17 protein-coding genes are annotated in these 18,387 nt (G+C 72.1%); 5 read left to right on the top strand and 12 right to left on the bottom strand.

Going from position 1 to position 18,387, the window contains the following annotated elements; translation table 11 throughout:
- Positions 1–84: 84 nt before the first annotated feature.
- Entirely contained in the window at positions 85–954 is an 870-nt protein-coding gene (locus AC1D29_RS21890; RefSeq protein WP_477901380.1) for an SDR family oxidoreductase, read from the top strand.
- A gap of 3 nt (positions 955–957) precedes the next feature.
- On the opposite strand, the gene AC1D29_RS21885 is transcribed toward AC1D29_RS21890, so the two are convergent.
- Positions 958–2,376, bottom strand: a complete 1,419-nt coding sequence (locus AC1D29_RS21885; protein ID WP_477901378.1) for a DUF1501 domain-containing protein — start codon at positions 2,374–2,376, stop codon at positions 958–960.
- A gap of 13 nt (positions 2,377–2,389) precedes the next feature.
- Positions 2,390–4,201, bottom strand: a complete 1,812-nt coding sequence (locus AC1D29_RS21880; protein WP_477901376.1) for a DUF1800 domain-containing protein — start codon at positions 4,199–4,201, stop codon at positions 2,390–2,392.
- Positions 4,202–4,394: 193 nt separating this feature from the next.
- On the opposite strand from AC1D29_RS21880, the gene AC1D29_RS21875 reads away from it, so the two are divergent.
- A complete protein-coding gene (locus tag AC1D29_RS21875) occupies positions 4,395–5,588 on the top strand; it encodes a PQQ-dependent sugar dehydrogenase (RefSeq protein WP_477901374.1) in 1,194 nt (397 codons plus the stop codon).
- A 4-nt stretch (positions 5,589–5,592) separates the two neighbouring features.
- Here the strand turns inward: AC1D29_RS21875 and AC1D29_RS21870 are convergent, their stop codons facing one another.
- Positions 5,593–7,368 (bottom strand): hypothetical protein, encoded by a 1,776-nt coding sequence (locus AC1D29_RS21870; protein WP_477901372.1) that lies wholly within the window; start codon positions 7,366–7,368, stop codon positions 5,593–5,595.
- On the opposite strand from AC1D29_RS21870, the gene AC1D29_RS21865 reads away from it, so the two are divergent.
- Positions 7,352–7,690, top strand: coding sequence for a hypothetical protein (locus tag AC1D29_RS21865; RefSeq protein WP_477901370.1), 339 nt, complete (start codon positions 7,352–7,354; stop codon positions 7,688–7,690). The genes AC1D29_RS21870 and AC1D29_RS21865 overlap by 17 nt on opposite strands.
- Before the next feature lie 183 nt (positions 7,691–7,873).
- Here AC1D29_RS21865 and AC1D29_RS21860 read toward each other — a convergent pair whose 3' ends face one another.
- Positions 7,874–8,329 (bottom strand): hypothetical protein, encoded by a 456-nt coding sequence (locus AC1D29_RS21860; protein ID WP_477901368.1) that lies wholly within the window; start codon positions 8,327–8,329, stop codon positions 7,874–7,876.
- A 194-nt stretch (positions 8,330–8,523) separates the two neighbouring features.
- On the opposite strand from AC1D29_RS21860, the gene AC1D29_RS21855 reads away from it, so the two are divergent.
- Positions 8,524–11,079, top strand: coding sequence for an EAL domain-containing protein (locus tag AC1D29_RS21855; protein WP_477901366.1), 2,556 nt, complete (start codon positions 8,524–8,526; stop codon positions 11,077–11,079).
- Here AC1D29_RS21855 and AC1D29_RS21850 read toward each other — a convergent pair.
- The 4 genes from AC1D29_RS21850 to AC1D29_RS21835 form a co-directional block, all read right to left on the bottom strand.
- Complete coding sequence (locus AC1D29_RS21850; RefSeq protein WP_477901364.1) at positions 11,076–11,492, bottom strand: hypothetical protein; 417 nt, start codon at positions 11,490–11,492, stop codon at positions 11,076–11,078. The two genes, AC1D29_RS21855 and AC1D29_RS21850, sit on opposite strands and share 4 nt — an antisense overlap.
- A 109-nt stretch (positions 11,493–11,601) precedes the next feature.
- Entirely contained in the window at positions 11,602–13,065 is a 1,464-nt protein-coding gene (locus AC1D29_RS21845) for a CHASE3 domain-containing protein (protein ID WP_477901362.1), read from the bottom strand.
- The gene (locus tag AC1D29_RS21840; protein WP_477901360.1) at positions 13,031–13,441 is read right to left on the bottom strand and encodes a response regulator transcription factor; all 411 of its coding nucleotides are present in this window, start codon (positions 13,439–13,441) and stop codon (positions 13,031–13,033) included. Before AC1D29_RS21840 ends, AC1D29_RS21845 begins: the two co-directional genes overlap by 35 nt.
- A 109-nt stretch (positions 13,442–13,550) precedes the next feature.
- Complete coding sequence (locus tag AC1D29_RS21835) at positions 13,551–13,877, bottom strand: BON domain-containing protein (RefSeq protein ID WP_477901358.1); 327 nt, start codon at positions 13,875–13,877, stop codon at positions 13,551–13,553.
- A 196-nt stretch (positions 13,878–14,073) separates the two neighbouring features.
- On the opposite strand from AC1D29_RS21835, the gene AC1D29_RS21830 reads away from it, so the two are divergent.
- Positions 14,074–14,724: a response regulator gene (locus tag AC1D29_RS21830; protein WP_477901356.1), complete on the top strand. Its 651-nt coding sequence runs from the start codon at positions 14,074–14,076 to the stop codon at positions 14,722–14,724.
- A gap of 87 nt (positions 14,725–14,811) precedes the next feature.
- Here AC1D29_RS21830 and AC1D29_RS21825 read toward each other — a convergent pair whose 3' ends face one another.
- The 4 genes from AC1D29_RS21825 to AC1D29_RS21810 all read right to left on the bottom strand — a co-directional run bounded on the left by AC1D29_RS21825 (position 14,812) and on the right by AC1D29_RS21810 (position 18,324).
- A complete protein-coding gene (locus AC1D29_RS21825) occupies positions 14,812–14,970 on the bottom strand; it encodes a hypothetical protein (protein ID WP_477901354.1) in 159 nt (52 codons plus the stop codon).
- Positions 14,971–15,116: 146 nt separating this feature from the next.
- Entirely contained in the window at positions 15,117–16,709 is a 1,593-nt protein-coding gene (locus tag AC1D29_RS21820; protein ID WP_477901352.1) for an acyl-CoA dehydrogenase family protein, read from the bottom strand.
- Positions 16,706–17,863: a GGDEF domain-containing protein gene (locus AC1D29_RS21815; RefSeq protein WP_477901350.1), complete on the bottom strand. Its 1,158-nt coding sequence runs from the start codon at positions 17,861–17,863 to the stop codon at positions 16,706–16,708. Before AC1D29_RS21815 ends, AC1D29_RS21820 begins: the two co-directional genes overlap by 4 nt.
- A complete protein-coding gene (locus AC1D29_RS21810) occupies positions 17,860–18,324 on the bottom strand; it encodes a CreA family protein (RefSeq protein WP_477901348.1) in 465 nt (154 codons plus the stop codon). The genes AC1D29_RS21815 and AC1D29_RS21810 overlap by 4 nt, the downstream gene beginning before the upstream one ends.
- Between the last annotated feature and the right edge of the window lie 63 nt (positions 18,325–18,387).

The raw sequence follows: 18,387 nt of genomic DNA, 5'->3' as shown, positions 1-18,387 counted from the left end.
TTTTGGTGTCTGTGTTTATGAAGTGCAACGACCTATCTTTCGCTCCGTTCCTTCCCACCACCCTTTGAACACACGGAGATTGAAATGAGCATCCTCGTCATCGGTGCCACCGGCACCATCGGTTCCCTCGTCGTGCAAGGCCTCGCCCGCGAGGGCGCCGACGTCACCGCGCTGGTGCGCCGCACCGGCACCCAGTCGCTGCCCGCGGGCGTCAAGGGCGCCGTCGCCGACCTGACCGACGTCGCTTCCATGCGCCAGGCCCTGGCCGGCGTGCGCACCTTGTTCCTGCTGAACGCGCTGGCCGCCGATGAGGTCACGCAGTCGCTGCAGGCGCTGAACCTGGCCCGGGAGGCCGGCATCCAGCGCATCGTCTACCTGTCCGTCATCCACGCCGACCTCTACACCGACGTGCCGCACTTCACCGGCAAACACACGGTGGAACGCATGATCGACAGCCTGGACCTGCCGGCCACCATCCTGCGCCCGGCCTATTTCATGCAGAACGACGTCCAGATCCAGCCGGTGATCGAAGGCTATGGCGTGTTCCCCATGCCCATCGGTGCCAAGGGCTGCGCGATGGTGGATGCGCGCGACATCGCCGACATCGCCGTGGCGGAGCTGCTGCGCCGCGACCGTGCGCCCGAGCCGCTGCCGCGCCTGACACTGGAAGTGGTCGGCCCCGAGGTCATCAACGGCCCCGCCGCAGCGGCGATCTGGGGCGAGGCGCTGGGCCGCGAGATCCATTACGCCGGCGACGACGTGCAGGCCTTCGAGGCGCAGCTCGCGCAGAACGCGCCGGGCTGGCTGGCCTACGACCTGCGCCTGATGATGGGGCGCATCCAGCAGATCGGCCAGATCGCCGCTGACGGCGCCGCCCAGCGGCTGGAGGCGATGCTGGGCCGCCCGCTGCGCAGCTACCGGTCGTTCGTGGCCGAGCGCGTGCGCCCGGCCTGACGCTCACAGGAAGCCGAGACTGCGGGCGCTGCCGAAGTTGGCCAGGTTGGGCAGGATGGCGTCGAGCTGGCCGGCGCTGGCGCCCATCCAGGCCAGCAGCGTCGCGGCGTACTGGTCCACCGAACTGGTCGGGATCCAGCGGCCCTGCTGCTCCCAGCTGTCCACGCCCACGTCGTCCGGCCCGCCCAGCGCCAGCGCCGGGTAGGCGCCGTAAAAGCCGCCCTTGACCGCACCGCCCAGCACCAGGTGGTGGTTGCCCCAGGCGTGGTCGGTGCCGCTGCTGTTGTTGGGCTTGAAGGTGCGGCCGAAGTCGCTCTGCGTGAAGGTCGTGACCGATTCGGCCAGCCCCAGCGCGGTCAGCGCGGCCTGGAAGCAGGCCAGCGCGTCGCCCAGTTCCTTCAGCAGCGCGGCGTGCGTGCCCGTCAGCGCGTCGGCGCCGATCTGGCCGCCGTGCGTGTCGAAGCCGCCCTGCTGCGCGAAATAGACCTGCCGGTTGCCGCCCAGCGTGGCGCGCACGTCCAGCAACTTGGCGGTCTGGTAGAGCTGCCGGCCCAGGCGGGTGGCCACATTGCCGTTGACGATCAGCGGCGCGAAGGCGGCGTCGATGGCCGCGTTGCTGCCGGTCTCGCCGGGCTTGCGCTTGACCAGCGGGCCCAGCTGCTCGGACAAAGCCATCGCATCGCGCTGCTGCTTCTGGAAGGCGCCGGCCAGGTCGGTGTCCGACGCCGAAGGCTCGGCGAGCGCCTTGATGGCATCCAGCTTCAGCGCATTGGGCTTCCAGCCGATGTCGGCAGCGCCCAGGCCGGCCGCGCCGAAGCCGTCGCCCGGTCCCGGCACGACCAGCGGCGCGGCCAGGTCCGACAGACCGAAGTGGCCGTTGCCGCCCACGCTGATGACGGGGCTGGCCAGGCCCAGCGCTACCGCACTGCGGCCACCCCAGCCGGTGCGGCTTTGCGCGTCGGTGCTGGCGCTTTCCCACAGCACCTGCTGGTCGCTGTGCGAGAACAGGCTGGGCGGCGTCAGCACCGTCTTGCCGGCGTCGGCGCGGTACTGGGCCTTGGTCAGCGGCGCATGCAGCGGGCCGACGTTGAACTGCACGGCCATGCGGCCGGCGGCGAACAGCGGGTTCAGCGCGGCCAGGCTGGGGTGCAGGCCGTAATCGCTCGTGCCCAGGCGGCCCAGGCTGGCCTGCGGCAGCGCCAGACCGGCGCGCACGCGGGCGTAGTCACCATAGCGCGTGGCGTCCAGCGGCACGACGGTGTTCATGCCGTCGTTGCCGCCGTACAAGAAGACGCAGACCAGCGCCTTGAAGTCGGCGGCGCGGGCCGGGCGCAGCGGCGCGAGCGCGGCCAGCGTGCCCAGGCCGAGGGCGCCGGCGAGCAGGCGGCGGCGGCTGGGCGCGTGAGGGTGGTGGTGCGACATTGAAATGACTCCCTCAGCGGACGATCTGGTAAGCCGGTGCGGCGAACACCAGGTAGGCGGCGGCCTTGACGCGGTTGCGCTGCCAGTTCTTGGCATCGGTCTTGTTGGTCCACCAGGCCACGGCGTCGACGACCTTGGCGCGCGGGCCGGCGGCCAGCACCTCGCCATGGGCCAGCAGCGACAGCCGGTCGACCAGCGCGGCGGCATCGGCCGCGTCGGCGTCGAAGGCGTCCAGCGTGACGCCGGTGCCGGTCGCGCCGGGCACGCCGGTGCTGGGCTTGGAGCCGCCCCAGTCCAGCAGGTAGGTCAGGTAGTTCAGGCGCTCCAGCGACGTGTTGGCGTTGTGGATGCCGAAGGCGCCGCCTGTCAGCTGGGTGCCGGGCACGGGGTAGTCCGGCGGGTAGAAGTTGAAGACCGACGGCGAGCGGAACACATGCTGGCGCAGCGTCTCGCCCCACCACCAGCCCAGCGCGTCGCCGTCGGTCTGGCCGTTCAGCGCGCGCAGCACGCCGGTCATCATCAGCACCGGCTCGCGCAGCCGGCCGCCCGATGACCCGGGCGCCGCATCGCCGCGCGCCTCGGCGTCCAGCAGCACGGCGGCCACGGTGGCGCTCAGGTCACCGGCGCGGCCGGTGCCGAAGCTGAGGCCGTCCGTGCTGAACTTGCCGCTCTGGAAGGCCGTGGCCACGCGGCCCACGTAGGCGGGCGACGGGTTGGAGCGCACCAGGGCCTGGATCAGCTGGCGGCCGATGAAAGGCGGCATGTTGGCGTGGGCCATCAGGCTGTCCAGCACGGCGTCCAGCGCCTGCGCGGGCGTGCTGCCGGCAGCCTTCTTGCCGCCGGCCAGCAGCGTGCGCTCGGCGCTGTCGTGCAGGCTGGCCAGTGGCGCCATCTCGCCGTCGTAGAAGGTGCAGTTGCTGCCCTTGGGCGAGCAGCTCCACTTGGACTTGCCGCCCGCGGGGTAGGTCCAGCCGGTCAGCGAATAGGCATAGGCGCGCACGTCGGCGTTGCTGTAGGTGGCCTGGCAGCGGCCGCCCTTCAGACTGCCGTCTGCCTCCAGCAGGCAGGTGCCCAGCGAGAACAGCTGCAGCAGCTCGCGCGGGAAGTTTTCGTTGGGGGCGGCCTTGTCGTTGTTGACGCCGTTCAGGTAGTCGCCCATCACCGGGCTCAGCGCGACCGCGCGCAGCACGTCGCGATAGTTGGCAAACGCGTTGTCCAGCAGCGCGTTCTGGTAGCGGCGCAGGCCGTAGGTGCCTTCCACCTCCAGGTTGCTGACGACCAGGATCTGCTGCAGCGCGAAGGCGACGCGCTGGCGCAGCTGGTCGGGCTGGCCGACGGCGTTGCGGTAGAAATCCCACAGCAGTGGCTGGCTGGAGAAGGCGTCGCGCCAGCAGTTGTCGCCCTTGTTGGCGGCCAGGTCACAGAAGTCCGTGCCGCTGGTGTTGGTGTGCACCGCGCTCGTGCCGCCGGCCGTGTAGTGGGATGTTTGCGGTTGCTTCAGCTGGGCCTGTACCCAGGCGGCGGCGCTTTGCGTGCGCATCTGCGTGACCAGGCCCTCGGTCGCGCCGAAGCTGGCCTGCGAGGCCAGGCGCACCGCGTCACGCTGCGTCATCGGCGGCACGGTGGCCGCGGGTGGCGATGTCGGGTCGGCGCCGGCGGGCGTGCTGCCGGGGCTTTCGGTGGCACCACCGCCACCACCACCGCCGCAGCCGATCAACAGCGCGGTCGACAAGGCCAGCGCGCTGGCAGGGGCGGCCCAGCGGGGGCGTGCGAGAGGAGGGGCGGGCAGGCGCATCGTCGTCGGCAAGGGGTGGCGGCCGCGCATCTTGGCCGCGTCGCGGTCGAGGCCGTAACGCCAGGTTGCGCAGCGATGGTCCCGCTTACGAACGGCAACAAGCGCCGGCTTGAAATTCGCACGAGCGTGAGATCCCGCACGCATGGCGGCCGCAATACTTGCTTACTGCAAACGGCGCTGCATGCGCCATCATCGGTTCGCCTCCACCGCCTGGGTGCAATGCATGAGCATGACCGCCACACCCGTTCTGCCGCGCGTCACCGTCGCCGGCCTGGCGCTTTTGCTGGGCGGCCTCGTGGGCTGCGGCGGTGGCGGTGGGGGCCCGGGCGCGGAGCCGGTGGCGACACCAGCCTCCGCGCCCGTTCCAGCCGGGGCACTGCGCGCGACGGCCCAGGCCGTGCAGCTCAACGCACCCTGGGGTTTTGCGGCCCTGCCGGACGGTAGCTGGCTGGTCACGCAGCGCGGCGGCAGCCTGGTGCGCGTGGCGGCGGACTATGCGAGCAGCCAGCCCGTCAGCGGCGCGCCCGCCGTCGACAGCGCCGGCCAGGGCGGCCTGCTGGACGTCGCGCTGGACCCCGACTTCGCCAGCAACGCCTGGGTGTATCTGAGCTTTTCCGAGCCGGGCGCCGGCGCCGAAGCCGGCAAGGCCGGCACGGCCGTCGCGCGGGCCCAGCTGGTCGGCAATGCCCTGCAGGGGCTGACGGTCATCTTCCGTCAGGCGCCCAAGGTCAGCGGCAGCGGCCACTACGGCTCGCGGCTGGTCTTTGCGCGCGACAAGACGCTGTTCATCACGCTGGGCGAACGCCAGCTGGGCAGCCCGGCGCAGGATGTGGCGCAGACGCTGGGCAAGGTCGTGCGCGTGAACCGCGACGGCAGTCTGCCCGCGGACAACCCCAGCTTCGGCGCCGGCGCGCGGCCGGGCCTGTGGAGCCTGGGCCACCGCAACCCGCAGGGCGCGGCGCTGCACCCCGGCACGGGCGAGCTGTGGATCAGCGAGCACGGCTCGCAGGGCGGCGACGAGATCAACATCGCCCGCGCCGGCGGCAACCACGGCTGGCCGCTGGTCAGCTACGGCTGCAACTACGGCGACCCGGTCGGCACGGCCTGCGCCATCGGCGGCGGCACGCATGCGCCGCGCTTCGTCGAGCCGCTGACCACCTGGGTGCCCACCTCCATCGCGCCCGCGGGCATCGCCTTCTACAGCGGCGCGATGTTCCCCGAGTGGCAGGGCAGCCTGTTCGTCGGTGCGCTGGCCGGCCAGGCGCTGTGGCGGCTGACGCTGTCGGGCGACACCGTCACCGCGCGCGAGCGGCTGTTGGCCGACCTGGGCGAGCGCATCCGCGCCGTCAAGCCGGCCAGCGACGGCGCGCTGCTGCTGCTCACCGACAGCGGCAAGCTGCTGCGCGTGGCGCGCTGACGGCTCAGCAGGGCGAGCCGGCCACCACGTTGGCGCAGGACGCGTTGTCCAGTTGCAGCACCAGGCCGTCCGGTGTGCGGCCGGTCAGGCGCAGCAACTTGTAGTCCTTGGCGTCCAGCCCCAGCAGGCCGACGGTCGCGGACAGCTTGGCGGTGGTCGCGTTCGGGGCCAGCTCCAGCTCCGCCAGCTTGTTGCCGCAGTTGGGGTCCAGCGAGCAGAGTTGGGCGCGGTTGACGGCGAGTTCCTTGCGCGGCAAATCCCAGGTCGGGCCGTAGCTGACCGTGGCGTTGACCGCGCCCTTCAGGTCGGACAGCGCCGTGAGCGATGTCGCTGCCACCGCCGGCCAGGCCTGGCCGGTCATGCCGACCGCGGTCACCGGCAGCTGGCCCGCCACCTGGATGGTGACCGCGCCAGCATCCGCGCCGGCCATCGGCGTGCTGCAGCTGCCGTCGCTGAACAGCTCGACCTTCAGCATGCGGCCGGTGCGGATGAAGTTGCGCGCCGTCGTGTCGCCCGCGGCGGTTCTGGGCACGGCGAGGCTGACCGCGTTGGCCCCCAGCGTGGCGCCGCTCGCCGGGTCCAGGCTGGGTGCCGGATTGCTGGCACCGGTGGCCCACAGGCTCAGGTAGGTGCCGCCGGTCACCGGCTTGAACAAGGCCAGCGCCACGTCGGTGCCGCTGCTGTCCTTCTGGCTGGCGCGGGCGCATTGCAGGCCGGGGTAGGCGGGGATGCGCAGGTCCAGGTACCGGCTGTAGGTATCGGCCGCCGTCTGGTCGACGCGGCGCGTCAGCACCAGCCGGGCCACTGCTGTGGCCTGCACCTCCAGGCGGTTGCCCAGCAGCAGCCAGCCGCCGGGCCGCTTGACGACGGTTTGTTCGATGCCCAACTGCCGCAGCACGTCCTTGGGCGTCGCGGTAGGGGGAGCGCCCTTTGGCGGGGTGGCCGTCTGGAAGACCAGCGTCACGCGGCACACCGGGTCCGCCCCCGTGAAATCGCAGCGGCTGGGCACCGTCGGCAACAGCTTGGCGCCCTCCAGCGTTTCGGTGTCGCCGACCAGCAGGCCGCCCATGTGGCCGCACAGCACCTGGGAGCCCAGCTGCACGCCCGAGAAGCTGGGCACCACGATGTCGGCGCTGGCGCGCACGCCGGGGTCGAGCAGCGGCTGCAGCGCGGTCGGGCACAACTTGGCGACGGGCATGGCCGCAGCCAGCGACTTGTAGAGGTTGTCGATGCCGACGTGGTCAACCGCGGCCGCCGCGGCGTCGATGCTGAGGCTGCCCTGCGACGTTCCCGGTTCCAGATAGGCCAGCCCGCTGCCCAGCGCGGAGCTCAGCGTCACGTAGGCCTTGCCGTCCAGGCCCATGCTCACGGCGACGGTGTCCAGCATGCGGTCGTAGCCGGTGTGCGTGCCCGCCGTCAGCGCGCCGGTCAGCAGGTCGAAGTCGCTCGCCAGCCCGGCGTCGGTCAGCGTCGACGCCAGCGCGGTGCGCAACTGGGTCTGGGCGGTGGCGATCGCGGCGTCGGTCAGGCCTTGCACGGGGCCGGTCATCAGCGTCTCGGGCGGCTGGCCGCTGGCCAGCACGGTGACGGCGCTGGTCAGCGGCGTCAGGTTTAGCGTGCCGCCCTGGGTGGTGGCGCCCCACACGCACAGCGCCCGCTCGCCGGCCATGCCGCAGGCCTGCACGCGAAAAGGGCCGGCACCGGTCAGCGGGATGGGGCCGTAAGCGCCCGTCGCAGTGACCGGTTTGCCGGTGGCGATGGCCTTGCCCGTTTCGTCCACGACGGTCACCGTAGCCGTGGTCGCCGTCATGGCCATGCCGGCCGCGACCACGCCCGACACCGGCGCGGGCGGTGGCGGCGGTGGGGGTGGCGGCGGTGTGGTGGGGGGCGGAGGCGTTGCCGGCGGTGGCGGTGAGCCCGGCGGCGGCGGTGTGGATGGCGGCGGCGACGAGCCGGGAGGCGGCGCGGGCACCGGCGTGGGCATGGGCAGCGGGCTGGGTGCCGAGACCGGCGGCGGTGGCGCGGTGCCGTCGCCGGGCGCAGCGCTGTCGCTGCCGCCACCACCGCAGGCGGCCAGCGCCAGCGCCATCGGCCAGGCATAAGCCGAGCGCCAACGCGGCGCGGGGGGCGCCGTCAGCGGGGGGAGGGGGTGTCGGGGTGAGGGGTCGGGCATCCGAGCCAGCCGCTCGGGTGCGGCACAACGGTCTGGTGATGCCCGACTTTAGGCGGCCGCCCCGCTCGGCGAAGGCTGGAACTGCGGGCCCGGCGCGCCCTAATGCCGAGGATCAGTCGCGGTGGTGGTCGTGACCATGGCCGCGGCCGTGGTCATGTCCGCGCCCGTGGCCGCGATGGCGGTCATGGTCGCGCCAGTCGTCACGGCGCCAGTCGCGGTCGCGCACGACGACGTGCTGGTGGTACCAGCCGTCCTGGACGAAATAGACCGGCGCGCCGCAGGCACCGTAGTAGCCGCAATGGCGGCGCCAGTCGCGGCGGTGGTCGGGCGGCACCCACAGGTAGACCGGTTCACGGTAGACCGGGCGGCCGATGATGACCGGCTGCGGCGCCAGCAGCACCGGCTGCGGGTAGCGGCCGATGTCGACGCGGCCATAAACGCCAGGCTGGCTGAAACCGATGGACACACCCACGTCGGCGGCCTGGGCCGCCGGCATGGCGGTCAACCCGGCCAGGGTCAGCAGCGCGGGCGCGATCCAGCGGGTGAGGGAGTTGCTGTTGTTGGTCATGGTGGCTCCTTTGAGCGGCTTGGGGCCGTCTGCGCCCATTGAACGTGACCCGCGGCGCGGCCGTTGTCAGCCAGTGCCGCGACGCTGTAACAAGGCGCAGATGCGGCCTTGTCCTACGCGGACTTCGTCGCCCAGCCGACGCGTGGGCAGCGCGGCCAGAATCAAGCTTGCCCGCCTCTGGACCTGGAGCACGCATGAGCCAACCCCTGCCGACGGGCGCGCCCGAACGCGGCCTCACACCCGACGGCGACGCGGCGGGCTCCGCCGTTGCCATCGCGCTGGCTCAGAACGCGCGTTTCCTGGAGCGCTGCAGCCGGCTGGCCGGCGTCGGCGCCTGGGAATGGCAGGCCGACACCGGGCAACTGGTGTTGTCGGACTCGGCTTGTGACCTGCTGGGCCTGGCCGTCGGCCAGGTGCCCACGCTCGCCTCGGTGCTGGCCCGCTTCGGCCCCGACGGCGCGGCGATGCTGGACGCGGCGCTGCGCCGTGCCGACGCCGACGGCCAGCGCTGGGATGTGGAGCTGCCCTGCGACGCGGGCCCGCACGGCCGGCGCGTGATTCGCGTCGTCGGCGGGCGCGACGAGGACGGCGCGCAGCGCCGTGTGGGCGTCGTCATGCAGGACGTGACCGAGTCCGCCGAGGTGCGCGCCGAGCTGGAGCGCACCCTGCAGCGGCTGGCGCTGGCCACCCACAGTGGCGGCATCGGCGTGTGGGACCTGGACCAGCGCCACGGCGACCTGGCCTGGGACGATGCCATGTGGCGCCTGCACGGCGAGGCGCCGCACGGCCAGCGCGTCGACCTGGCGGCCTGGCGCCGCCGGCTGCACCCTCAGGACCGCCGCGCGGCGGTGAAGGCGCTGCGTGGCGCGCTGCAGGGCGGCCAGCAGTTCGAAGGCGAGTGGCGGGTCTGCTGGCCCGACGGCAGCACGCATGTGCTGCGCAGTGCCGGCCGCGTGCTGCGCGACGCCCGCGGTCGGCCGCTGCGCCTGTCCGGCGTCTGCTGGGACGTCAGCGACGCGCGCCGCATGCAGCAGCAGATGGAGGAGCAGCACGAGCTTCTGTCGGTGACGCTGCAGTCCATCGCCGATGCCGTGCTGACGACGGATGCCGAAGGCCGCGTGACCTGGCTCAACCCGGTGGCGCAACGGCTGACCGGCTGGTCGGCCGCCGAGGCCTGCGGCGAGCTGGCCGGCAGTGTCTTCAAAACCCAGCGCGAGGACAGCCAGGAACCGCTGCCCGACCCGGTGCAGCGCTGCCTGCGCACGGGCCGACCGACTCGCCTGCCGGGCGGCGCCGTGCTGCTGGGCCGCGACGGCGAACTGCGTGCGGTCGACGACTCGGTCGCGCCCATCCGCGACGCGTCAGGCCGCGTGCTGGGCGCCGTGCTCGTGTTCCGCGACGTCACGCAGCAGCGCCGCCAGTGGGACGAGATCCGCTGGCGGGCCAGCCACGACAGCCTGACCGGCCTGGTCAACCGCAACGAGTTCGAGCAGCGGCTGTCACGCTCCTTCGAGCGCGCACGGCGTGACAGTTGCCATCACGCGCTGCTGGCCATCGACCTGGACCGCTTCAAGCTCGTCAACGACCACTGCGGCCACGCCGCCGGCGACGAGGTGTTGCGCGAGGTGGCGCAGCGCCTGGAGGCCGGCGTGCGCGGCCGCGACACGGTGGCCCGCCTGGGCGGCGACGAGTTCGCCGCCATCCTCGAGAACTGCTCGCTGGAAGAGGCGGTGCGCGTCGCGCAGAAGCTCTGCGACTCGCTGGATCAGTACCGCTACGTGCACGGCGAGCAGCGCTTTCGCATCGGTGCCAGCATCGGCGTGGCGCCGCTGGACACGCGCTGGCCCGACGCCGAGGCGGCGCTGCGCGAGGCCGATGCCTGCAGCATGATCGCCAAGGAGCTGGGCCGCAACCGCGTGCAGGTCTGGGCCGACGATGACGCCACGCTGCGCGCCCACCAGAGCGAGCACCGCTGGGCGACGCGGCTGCAGCAGGCGCTGGACGAGGACCGCTTCGAGCTGGACCTGCAGCGCGTCATGCCCGCCCAGGGCGCCGAGGACGACGGCCGGCTGCGCGGCGAGCTGCTGCTGCGGCTGCGCGAGCGCGACGGCAGCCGCGTGCTGCCGGGCGCCTTCATGCCGGCCGCCGAGCGCTTTCACATCGCGCCGCGGCTGGACCGCTGGGTGCTGCGCCAGGCCGTGGCGCTGCTGCAGCGCGAGGGCACGCCCGAGATTGCCGCACTGTCCGTCAACGTGTCGGGCCTGACGCTGCAGGATGCGGCCTTCCACCAGGAAGCGCGCTCGCTGCTGCTGCAGCTGGGCCCCGTGCGCGCCCAGGCACTGTGCCTGGAGATCACGGAGACGGCCGTCATCACGCGGCTGAGCGACGCCGCGCGCTTCATCACGCAGATGCGCGCGCTGGGTGCACGCATCGCGCTGGACGATTTCGGCGCGGGCGCGTCCTCGTACAGCTACCTGAAGGCGCTGCCGGTGGACCTGCTGAAAATCGACGGCCAGTTCGTGCGCGCGCTGATGACGGACCCGCTGGACCAAGTCGCCGTGCGCAGCTTCGTCGACGTGGCGCAGACGCTGGGCCTGACGACGGTGGCCGAATGCGTGGAGACGCCGGACGTGCTGCTGGAGCTGGTGCGACTGGGCGTCGGCGAGGTGCAGGGCTTCTTGCTGCACCGCCCCGAGCCGCTGACCGACCTGCTGGCCGCGGCCGAGGAAGCGGCGCTCGCCGAGGGCTAGGGTTTGGCTGCGGCGCCGGCCTGGGGCTGCACCGGCTGGTCGCGGTCGTCGGCATCAATGGCGGGTGCCGCGTTGGCGACGAGGGTCCGCGCGGCGGCGGCGGCGGCCGGCTTGCGGTCGTTGCCATCGGCCACCGCGCGCAGCGAGACCTGCAGGCCACGTGACAACTGGGCCTGCCAGTCCTGCAGCGTGTTGCCGGCCTGGTGCATCGCGCGACTCAGCTGAACGTCCAGTGGGCTCGGGTCGTCGATGGCGCTGATGCCAACGCTGGCGGCGAGCACGCCAGCGGCGACGACGGCCAGCGCCGTGTGAAAGCGTCGGCTCGCCCGCGGTGACGGGCTGTCGTCGCTGTGAAGCAGCTGCTGCATCTGGGTGTGCCAGCCTTCGGCATGCAGGGACTTCGGGAATTGCATGTGGCGCTCCTGGGGAAGCGGCTGCCTCGCCTGCGAGGAGCCCGGGCGCCAGTTTCGAGTCCGGGGATGGACGGCCGTGTCGGCCTGTGCAGACTCGGTCTGTAGGACTTCAGGATGCCGGCAGCGTGCCCGGCTCGGTGTCTGCCGTGGGGGCGGGCGCGGGCTCCGGCGCCGGCCGGCGTGGCAGCCTGGCCAGCACCAGCGTGCCACGGCCCGGCGCGGACAGCAGCTGCAGCGTGCCGCCCAGGCTCTCGATGCGGTAGCGCATGCCCAGCAGGCCGTGGTGGCCGGCACCGACGGCGTCGGGGTTGAAGCCCTGGCCATCGTCGCGGATGTGCAGCTGCAGCCAGCCGTCGGCTTCGCCCAGGCTCACGCGCACATGCTTGGCCTTGGCGTGGCGCAGCACGTTGGTCAGCGCCTCCTGCACCAGGCGGTACAGCGCCAGGCGGTCGGCGTCGTGCGTGGCGGTCTCGGCCAGTTCCAGGCTCAGCTGCAGGCCGGAGCGCTGCGCGAACTCCTGCGTCAGGATCTCCAGCGCCGGCGTCAGGCCCAGGTTGGACAGCGCCGACGGGCGCAAGTCCTCGATGATGCGGCGCTTCAGCGCAATGCCCTGGTCCAGCAGCTCGCTCATGTGGCGCAGCCGCTCGTCGATCTCGGGCGCCGCGGTCTTGGTCATGCGGCGGATGCGGGCGACGTCCAGCTTGGCCGCCGTCAGCAGCGCGCCGAGTTCGTCGTGCAGCTCGCGCGCCAGGTGGGCGCGTTCGTCCTCGCGCACGGTCTGCAGGTGGCGGGCCAGCTCGGTCAGCTCGGCCGTGCGGCGCGCCACCTCGCGGTCCAGCCGGTCGCGCTCCTGGGCCAGCTCCTGCGCATGTTCGCGCCTGGCCTTGTGCAAGGCCTCGTTGCGGCGCAGGAAGATGGCCAGGCCGAACAGGCTCAGCAGCGTCAGCCCGTGCACGCCGAAGCGGCCGTACGTCAGGGAGCGCAGCACGGCGTCGCGCTCGCGGGCGATCTGGCCCAGCTCGTGGCGGTCCAGCTGGCCGACGGCGTCGCGCACCGCCTGCATCTTCTCGCGGCCGATGTCGGACTCGACCAGGCCCTGCCAGGCCGGCCCGTTGCCCTCGCGGTAGAGCTTGATGACGAGCTGCAGCTCGGAGAGTTTTTCGTTGGCGCGCAGGCTCGCGTCGGCCACCAGCGCCTCCCATTCGGAGCTGGCGTACTGGCCGCGCAGCCGGGTCAGCACGGCGGGCAGCTCGTGCTCCGCCTGCTGCACCGGCGCCAGATAGTCGTCGCGACCGGTCAGCAGGAAACCGCGCTGGGCGGTTTCGGCGGTGGTCAGCAGCTCGCGCAGGCGCAGGCTGTCGTCGCGAGCGAGATGGCGAGCCTGGGATTGGTTGAGCGCCTGGTCGGCGCCCCAGAAGGCGGCTTCGCTGACGCCCATGACGGCGGCGGCGGCGAGGGCGGCGAGACCCACGGCGACGCCGCGGTTGCGTGCCGCTCCCTCCAGCCAGGGGTCGAGATGACGCAGCACCGCGTGCCGTTCAACTCGCTGCGGCAGCCGGGCGGGGAGCGACATGTTCGGCCAGCTCGGCGCAATAGGTGATCAGGTCATCGAGCTCGCGGCTTTTGTCGAATACCCGCTCCGCCCCGAGGCTGGCGCAGCGGCGCCGCATTTCCTCGGTGGCGTAGTTGGTGAGCACGACGCGGCGTGCGCGCACGCCAAGCTGCTGGGCTGCCTGCAACACGCCGAGCCCCGTGCCGGAGCGCAGGAAGACGTCGACGATGAAGAGATCCGCGTTGGCGTCCGGGTCCCGGCTCATCCAGCGCACGGCGCCGGCCTCGTCGGCCACCGCACCCACCACCTCCACCTGGGCCAGCTCTTCGAGCGTGGCGACCAGGTTCTCGAGGATCACCGGGCTGTCCTCGACGATGAAGGCTTTGAGTGCTGGCATGACCCGGCGGCGATGTTGCGTGAATGGACTCAAGTATGGACCGCTTCGGCGTCGGGCCGGCAGCGCCTGCAGCGCGTCGCGCTGTAGGACTTATCCTAGGAGAGAGCGGTCAATTGCCTTGGCGCACGGCAATGTCGTTGCGCACGGCGACAACGCCGGACGTCTCACGCGCCAGCTTCTCGGCCATCGAGCGCTCCTCGGTGCTCTTGGCAAAGCCCGACAGCTGCACGGTGCCCTTCAGCGTTTCGACGCTGATGGACATGGCGGAGACGGTCGGGTCGGCCGCGAACTTGGACTTGACGCGGGTGGTCAGCGTCGCGTCGTCGATGTAGGCGCCGACGGTTTCCTGCTTGCGTGCAACGGCGCAGCCGCTGGTGCTGGCGAGCGTGGCAACGAGGGCGGTGGCGAGGGCCAGGGTCAGGACGGGCTTGTTCATTTGAAAACTCCTTTATGGAAGCTTGATGGCGGCTCAGGGGCCGTGACTCGACTATCGGGGTGTGGCGTCGGCGGCGGCATAGTCCCGCGGCGCGGTGCTCTGTAAGACGCCGCTGTCGACAACGTAGGACGGCGGCCTCTCGCGGCCGGCTCGACAGGCTGCTACGCTGGCGCGTCTGCTCAACTTGGCCCCCACCATGATCCGTATCGGAATCGTCGACGACCACGCCATCGTGCGCACTGGCTTGCGCCAGTTCCTGTCTGACCATGTGGACCTGCGCGTCACAGGGGAAGGCGGCAGCGGCCACGAGGCGCTGGAGATGGCGCGCCGCGGCGAGGTCGACGTGCTGCTGCTCGACATCTCCATGCCCGACCAGAGCGGTGTCGACGCGCTCGCGGCCATCAAGGCCCGCTTCCCGGAGCTGCCCGTGCTGATCCTCAGCGGCTTCCCGGAGGCGCATTACGCGACCACGCTGCTGCGCCAGGGCGCCAGCGGCTATCTGAACAAGGAATGCGATCCCGAGGAGATCGCCAACGCGATCCGCCTGGTCGCGCGCGGTCGCCGCTACATCAGCCCGGCCGTGGCCGAGCAGCTGGCCGACAGCGTCGTGGGTGGCGGCTCATCGGGTGCGGCGAACGACAAGCCGCTGCACGAGATGCTGTCGGAGCGCGAGTTCCAGGTCTTCCTGCGGCTGGCCCAGGGCGAGACCGTGGGCCACATCGCCGAGGCGCTGTTCCTCAGCGTCAAGACCGTCAGCACCTACCGCACGCGCGTGCTCGAGAAGCTCAAGCTGGCGACCAACAGCGACCTGACCTACTACGCGCTGAAGAACGGGCTGATCCAGTAGGGCGGCAAAGCGCGCGGGGCGCGCTTGCCAACGACAGCGGCGGCAAGCCCACGGGGGCTGCCGCCGTTCTCTTTGGCCTGAGGGCTGTCAGTACAGCGCGTGGCCGCCGTCGCCGGACTCGTCCAGCGTCCACGGCAGCGCCGATTCGTAGCCCAGCTCGGGGTCCTGCGCCTGCTCCGGCGCGGCCGGCGCCCACCAGCGGGACAGGGCTGACAGCAGCGGACGATTCGCGCCTTGGGTTTGCATCGTGGACTCGATCGGGGTGCTGTGCTCGGCCATGTGTCGCTCCGGGTGGACAGGAAATTTGTGCCCAGAGGATGGTCGAAGGGCGCCGGCCTTCGGATCGGCCTGTGGCGCGTCGCCGTGTCGGAGAAGGCCGACAAGGCCGCTGATCAGCCGGCCAGCGCCGCGTCCAGGATCTGCGCCGCCTGCGGCACGGCGTGCGTGCCCAGCAGCCGGCCAGCGCCGCCGAAGCGGGTGGCGATGAAGGCGTCGGCCGCCGCGGTGGAGGACTGCTCGCGCATCAGCAGGCCTTGCGCGCACAGCACCAGGCCTTGCGCGACACGGCGGGCCTGGGCCTCCAGCGAGGCCGGGTCGCCGGTCAGCAGGCGGCGCAAGGCCTGGGCCTCGGCCTGCACGGGTGCATCGGGGCTGGCGGCGAAATCGTCCAGCAAGGCCAGCGCCACGTCAGGCTCGCGGGCCACGGCGCGCAGCACGTCCAGCGCCATCACGTTGCCCGAACCCTCCCAGATGGAGTTGACCGGCGCCTCGCGGTACAGCCGCGCCAGCACGCCGTCTTCCACGTAGCCGTTGCCGCCCAGCAGCTCCATCGCCTCACCGGTGCATTCGATGGCACGCTTGCAGACCCACAGCTTGGCGGCCGGCGTCATCAGCCGCTGCCAGGCCGGCTCGCCCTGCTCGAAGCCTCGGGCCAGGCGCAGCATCAGCCGCATGGCCGCTTCGCTTTCCAGCGCGAGGTCGGCCAGCACCGTCTGCATCAGCGGCTGCTCGGCCAGATGGCGGCCGAAGGCGTGGCGCTCGCGGGCGTTGTGCAGGGCCTGGACCAGGCCGGCGCGCAGCAGCGCCGCGCTGCCGATGACGCAGTTCAGCCGCGTGTAGCCGGCCATCTCGATCAGCGTCGGGATGCCTCGGCCCTCGTCGCCCAGGCGCTGCGCCCAGGCACCTTGGAACTCGACCTCGCTGCTGGCGTTGCTGCGGTTGCCCAGCTTGTCCTTCAGCCGCATCACCTGGACCGCGTTGCGCGCGCCGTCGGGCGTGTAGCGCGGCAGCCAGAAGCAGGTCGGGCCGGCGTCGGTGCGCGCGAGCACGAGGTGGGCGTCGCTGGTGGGCGCCGAGAAGAACCATTTGTGGCCGGTGATCAGATAACTGCCGTCGTGCTGTTCGGTGGCCGTGGTCGTCACGCGGCGCAGGTCGGAGCCGCCTTGCTTCTCCGTCATGCCCATGCCGACCCAGATCGACGGCTTTTCCGTCATCGGGCGGTCCAGCGGGTCGTGCTCGCGGCTGAAGAACTGGTCGCGCAGCGGCGCGAACAGCTCGGGCTGCTTCTGCAGCACCGGGATGGCGGCCTGCGTCATCGTCGCCGGGCACAGCGAGCCGGCCTCCACCTGCCCATGCAGATAGCAGCCGGCCGCGAACGCCGTCCAGCGGCCGGGCGTGTCGGTGGCGAACACATCGCCCACCAGGCCCTGGCGGCGGTACAGGGCCAGCAGCGCATGCCAGCTGGGGTGGAAGTCGACCGCGTCGACGCGGCGGCCGCGCGCGTCCAGCTGGCGCAGTGCGGGGCCGAAACGGTTGGCGTCGCGCGCCAGCTGGGCGGTCTCGGCGCTGCCCAGTTCGGCGCCGTAGCGCGTCAGCGGCGCGACGGCCTGGGGCGCGGCCTCCTGCAGCGCGGCCAGCAAGGCCGGGTCGCTGCCCAGCAGGTTGTGGCCCACCCACTCGTCGACGAGATTGTCGGTGCTGCTCAATCCGCCACCCCCGGCTCGGCCATCAGCCGGCCCTTGCCGGCGCGCTTGGCCTCGTACAGCGCCGTCTCAGCGCGGCGCTGCAGGTCGGGCAGGCCGCGGTCGCCGGGGCGCAGCTTCGCCCAGCCGGCGCTGAAGGACAGGTTCACGCCCAGCGTCGCCGGCGCGCGCTCGGCCAGCGCGGCGCGCAGCCGGGCGTCCAGCGCCTGCGGGCCCTCGGGCAGGCAGCGCGCCATCAGTACGCCGAACTGCTCGCCGGCCAGCCGCCCGGCCAGGTCGCCCAGGCGCATCTGCGCCTGCACGCAGCTGGCGAACAAGGCCAGCGCGCGGTCGGCGAAGTCCATGTCGCGCTCGGCCTGCAGCGTCGCGAAGTCGTCCAGGTCCAGCACGACCAGCGCCAACGGCTCGTCGTAGCGGCGCGCCATCGAGATCAGGTCGACCGAGCGCGTCGTGAAGGCCGTGCGGTCGGTCAGGCCGGTCAGGCCGTCCGTCTGCGCCAGCCGCGCCAGCTCGGCCTCGATCTGGCCGCGCCAGGCCATCAGCAGCATGGGCAAAGTCAGCAGCAGCGCGAGTTGGCCGGCCAGGCCCAGCAGCAGGTCGGGCCAGGGAGCCGTGTCGCCCAGCAGCGTGGCCGCGGCACGGCACAGCATGGCGCCCAGCAGCGGCAGCACGGCGGCCAGGCCCAGCAGGCGCCAGCGCCGGCTGTTCAGGCCTTGCAGCACGGTGCTGCGGCCGGGCAGCGTCAGCGCCACGCCCAGCCAGGCCAACTGGGCGCCGAGGACGACGTCGGCCAGCGTCTGCGCCAGCAGCCGGTCGCCCCACAGCAGCCCGTAGCCGATGGCCAGGGCCAGTGGCGCGGCGGCCATCGCCCGGCGCCCGGGGCGCGGCACCAGCCACAGGCCCAGTGCCCACCAGAGCGCCGACAAGCCCAGGCTGACGGCGGCGATGCCCGCGGTGTGCAGGCCATGGGGCACGCTGAAGCGGCTGCCCAGCGCCGGGCTCAGCAGCGCCAGGCCCAGCGCCAGCGCCACCATGCCCACCTGGGCCCAGCGCCCGCCGGCATTGGCGCCGCGCCAGCCCACGAGCGTGATCAGCACCAGCGCCGCGGCCAGCGCCTGCATGGGCATCAGCGCAAACAGGGCGTCGGTGAAACTCATTTCTTGAACGGGATCGGCGTGTCGCGACCCACGGGCACGGCAGTGATGCTGTTCTGCGGCGAGCCGTCGATGAGGCGGTCGGAATAGGTCAGGTAGACCAGCGTGTTGCGCTGCAAGTCCACCATGCGGACGATGCGCAGCCGCTTGAAGACCAGCGAGATGCGCTCGTTGAACACCTCTTCCTGGTGCGGCAGCGGCTGCTTGATGGCGATCGGGCCGACCTGGCGGCAGGCGATGGACGCCTCGGCCTTGTCCTCGGCCAGGCCGATGGCGCCCTTGATGCCGCCGGTCTTGGCGCGCGACACATAGCAGGCCACGCCCTGCACCTTCGGGTCGTCATAGGCGTCCACGACGATCTTGTGGTCCGGGCCGATGAGCTTGAAGGCGGTGTCGACCGAGCCGATGGGCTCGGCGCGGGCGAGTGACGCTGCGGCGAGCAGCAGGAGGGCGGCGTGCTTCATCGGGCCAGTCTAGGGCTTGTTCAAGCGCCAGGCTCACGGGTGGAATCCCCCGCGCCGGTCGCC

Source organism: Roseateles sp. P1_C6, assembly GCF_056406315.1.
This window is presented reverse-complemented; position numbering and strand designations above follow the sequence as displayed.

What these genes read in the sequence shown, in the direction of transcription:
- AC1D29_RS21860 (WP_477901368.1), bottom strand. Translation starts at nt 8,329, where the DNA reads ATGACCAACAACAGCAACTCCCTCACCCGCTGGATCGCGCCCGCGCTG.
- AC1D29_RS21825 (WP_477901354.1), bottom strand. Translation starts at nt 14,970, where the DNA reads ATGCAAACCCAAGGCGCGAATCGTCCGCTGCTGTCAGCCCTGTCCCGC.
- AC1D29_RS21815 (WP_477901350.1), bottom strand. Translation starts at nt 17,863, where the DNA reads ATGAGTTTCACCGACGCCCTGTTTGCGCTGATGCCCATGCAGGCGCTG.
- AC1D29_RS21830 (WP_477901356.1), top strand. Translation starts at nt 14,074, where the DNA reads ATGATCCGTATCGGAATCGTCGACGACCACGCCATCGTGCGCACTGGC.
- AC1D29_RS21885 (WP_477901378.1), bottom strand. Translation starts at nt 2,376, where the DNA reads ATGTCGCACCACCACCCTCACGCGCCCAGCCGCCGCCGCCTGCTCGCC.
- AC1D29_RS21880 (WP_477901376.1), bottom strand. Translation starts at nt 4,201, where the DNA reads ATGCGCGGCCGCCACCCCTTGCCGACGACGATGCGCCTGCCCGCCCCT.
- AC1D29_RS21875 (WP_477901374.1), top strand. Translation starts at nt 4,395, where the DNA reads ATGAGCATGACCGCCACACCCGTTCTGCCGCGCGTCACCGTCGCCGGC.
- AC1D29_RS21840 (WP_477901360.1), bottom strand. Translation starts at nt 13,441, where the DNA reads ATGCCAGCACTCAAAGCCTTCATCGTCGAGGACAGCCCGGTGATCCTC.
- AC1D29_RS21835 (WP_477901358.1), bottom strand. Translation starts at nt 13,877, where the DNA reads ATGAACAAGCCCGTCCTGACCCTGGCCCTCGCCACCGCCCTCGTTGCC.
- AC1D29_RS21845 (WP_477901362.1), bottom strand. Translation starts at nt 13,065, where the DNA reads ATGTCGCTCCCCGCCCGGCTGCCGCAGCGAGTTGAACGGCACGCGGTG.
- AC1D29_RS21855 (WP_477901366.1), top strand. Translation starts at nt 8,524, where the DNA reads ATGAGCCAACCCCTGCCGACGGGCGCGCCCGAACGCGGCCTCACACCC.
- AC1D29_RS21810 (WP_477901348.1), bottom strand. Translation starts at nt 18,324, where the DNA reads ATGAAGCACGCCGCCCTCCTGCTGCTCGCCGCAGCGTCACTCGCCCGC.
- AC1D29_RS21890 (WP_477901380.1), top strand. Translation starts at nt 85, where the DNA reads ATGAGCATCCTCGTCATCGGTGCCACCGGCACCATCGGTTCCCTCGTC.
- AC1D29_RS21850 (WP_477901364.1), bottom strand. Translation starts at nt 11,492, where the DNA reads ATGCAATTCCCGAAGTCCCTGCATGCCGAAGGCTGGCACACCCAGATG.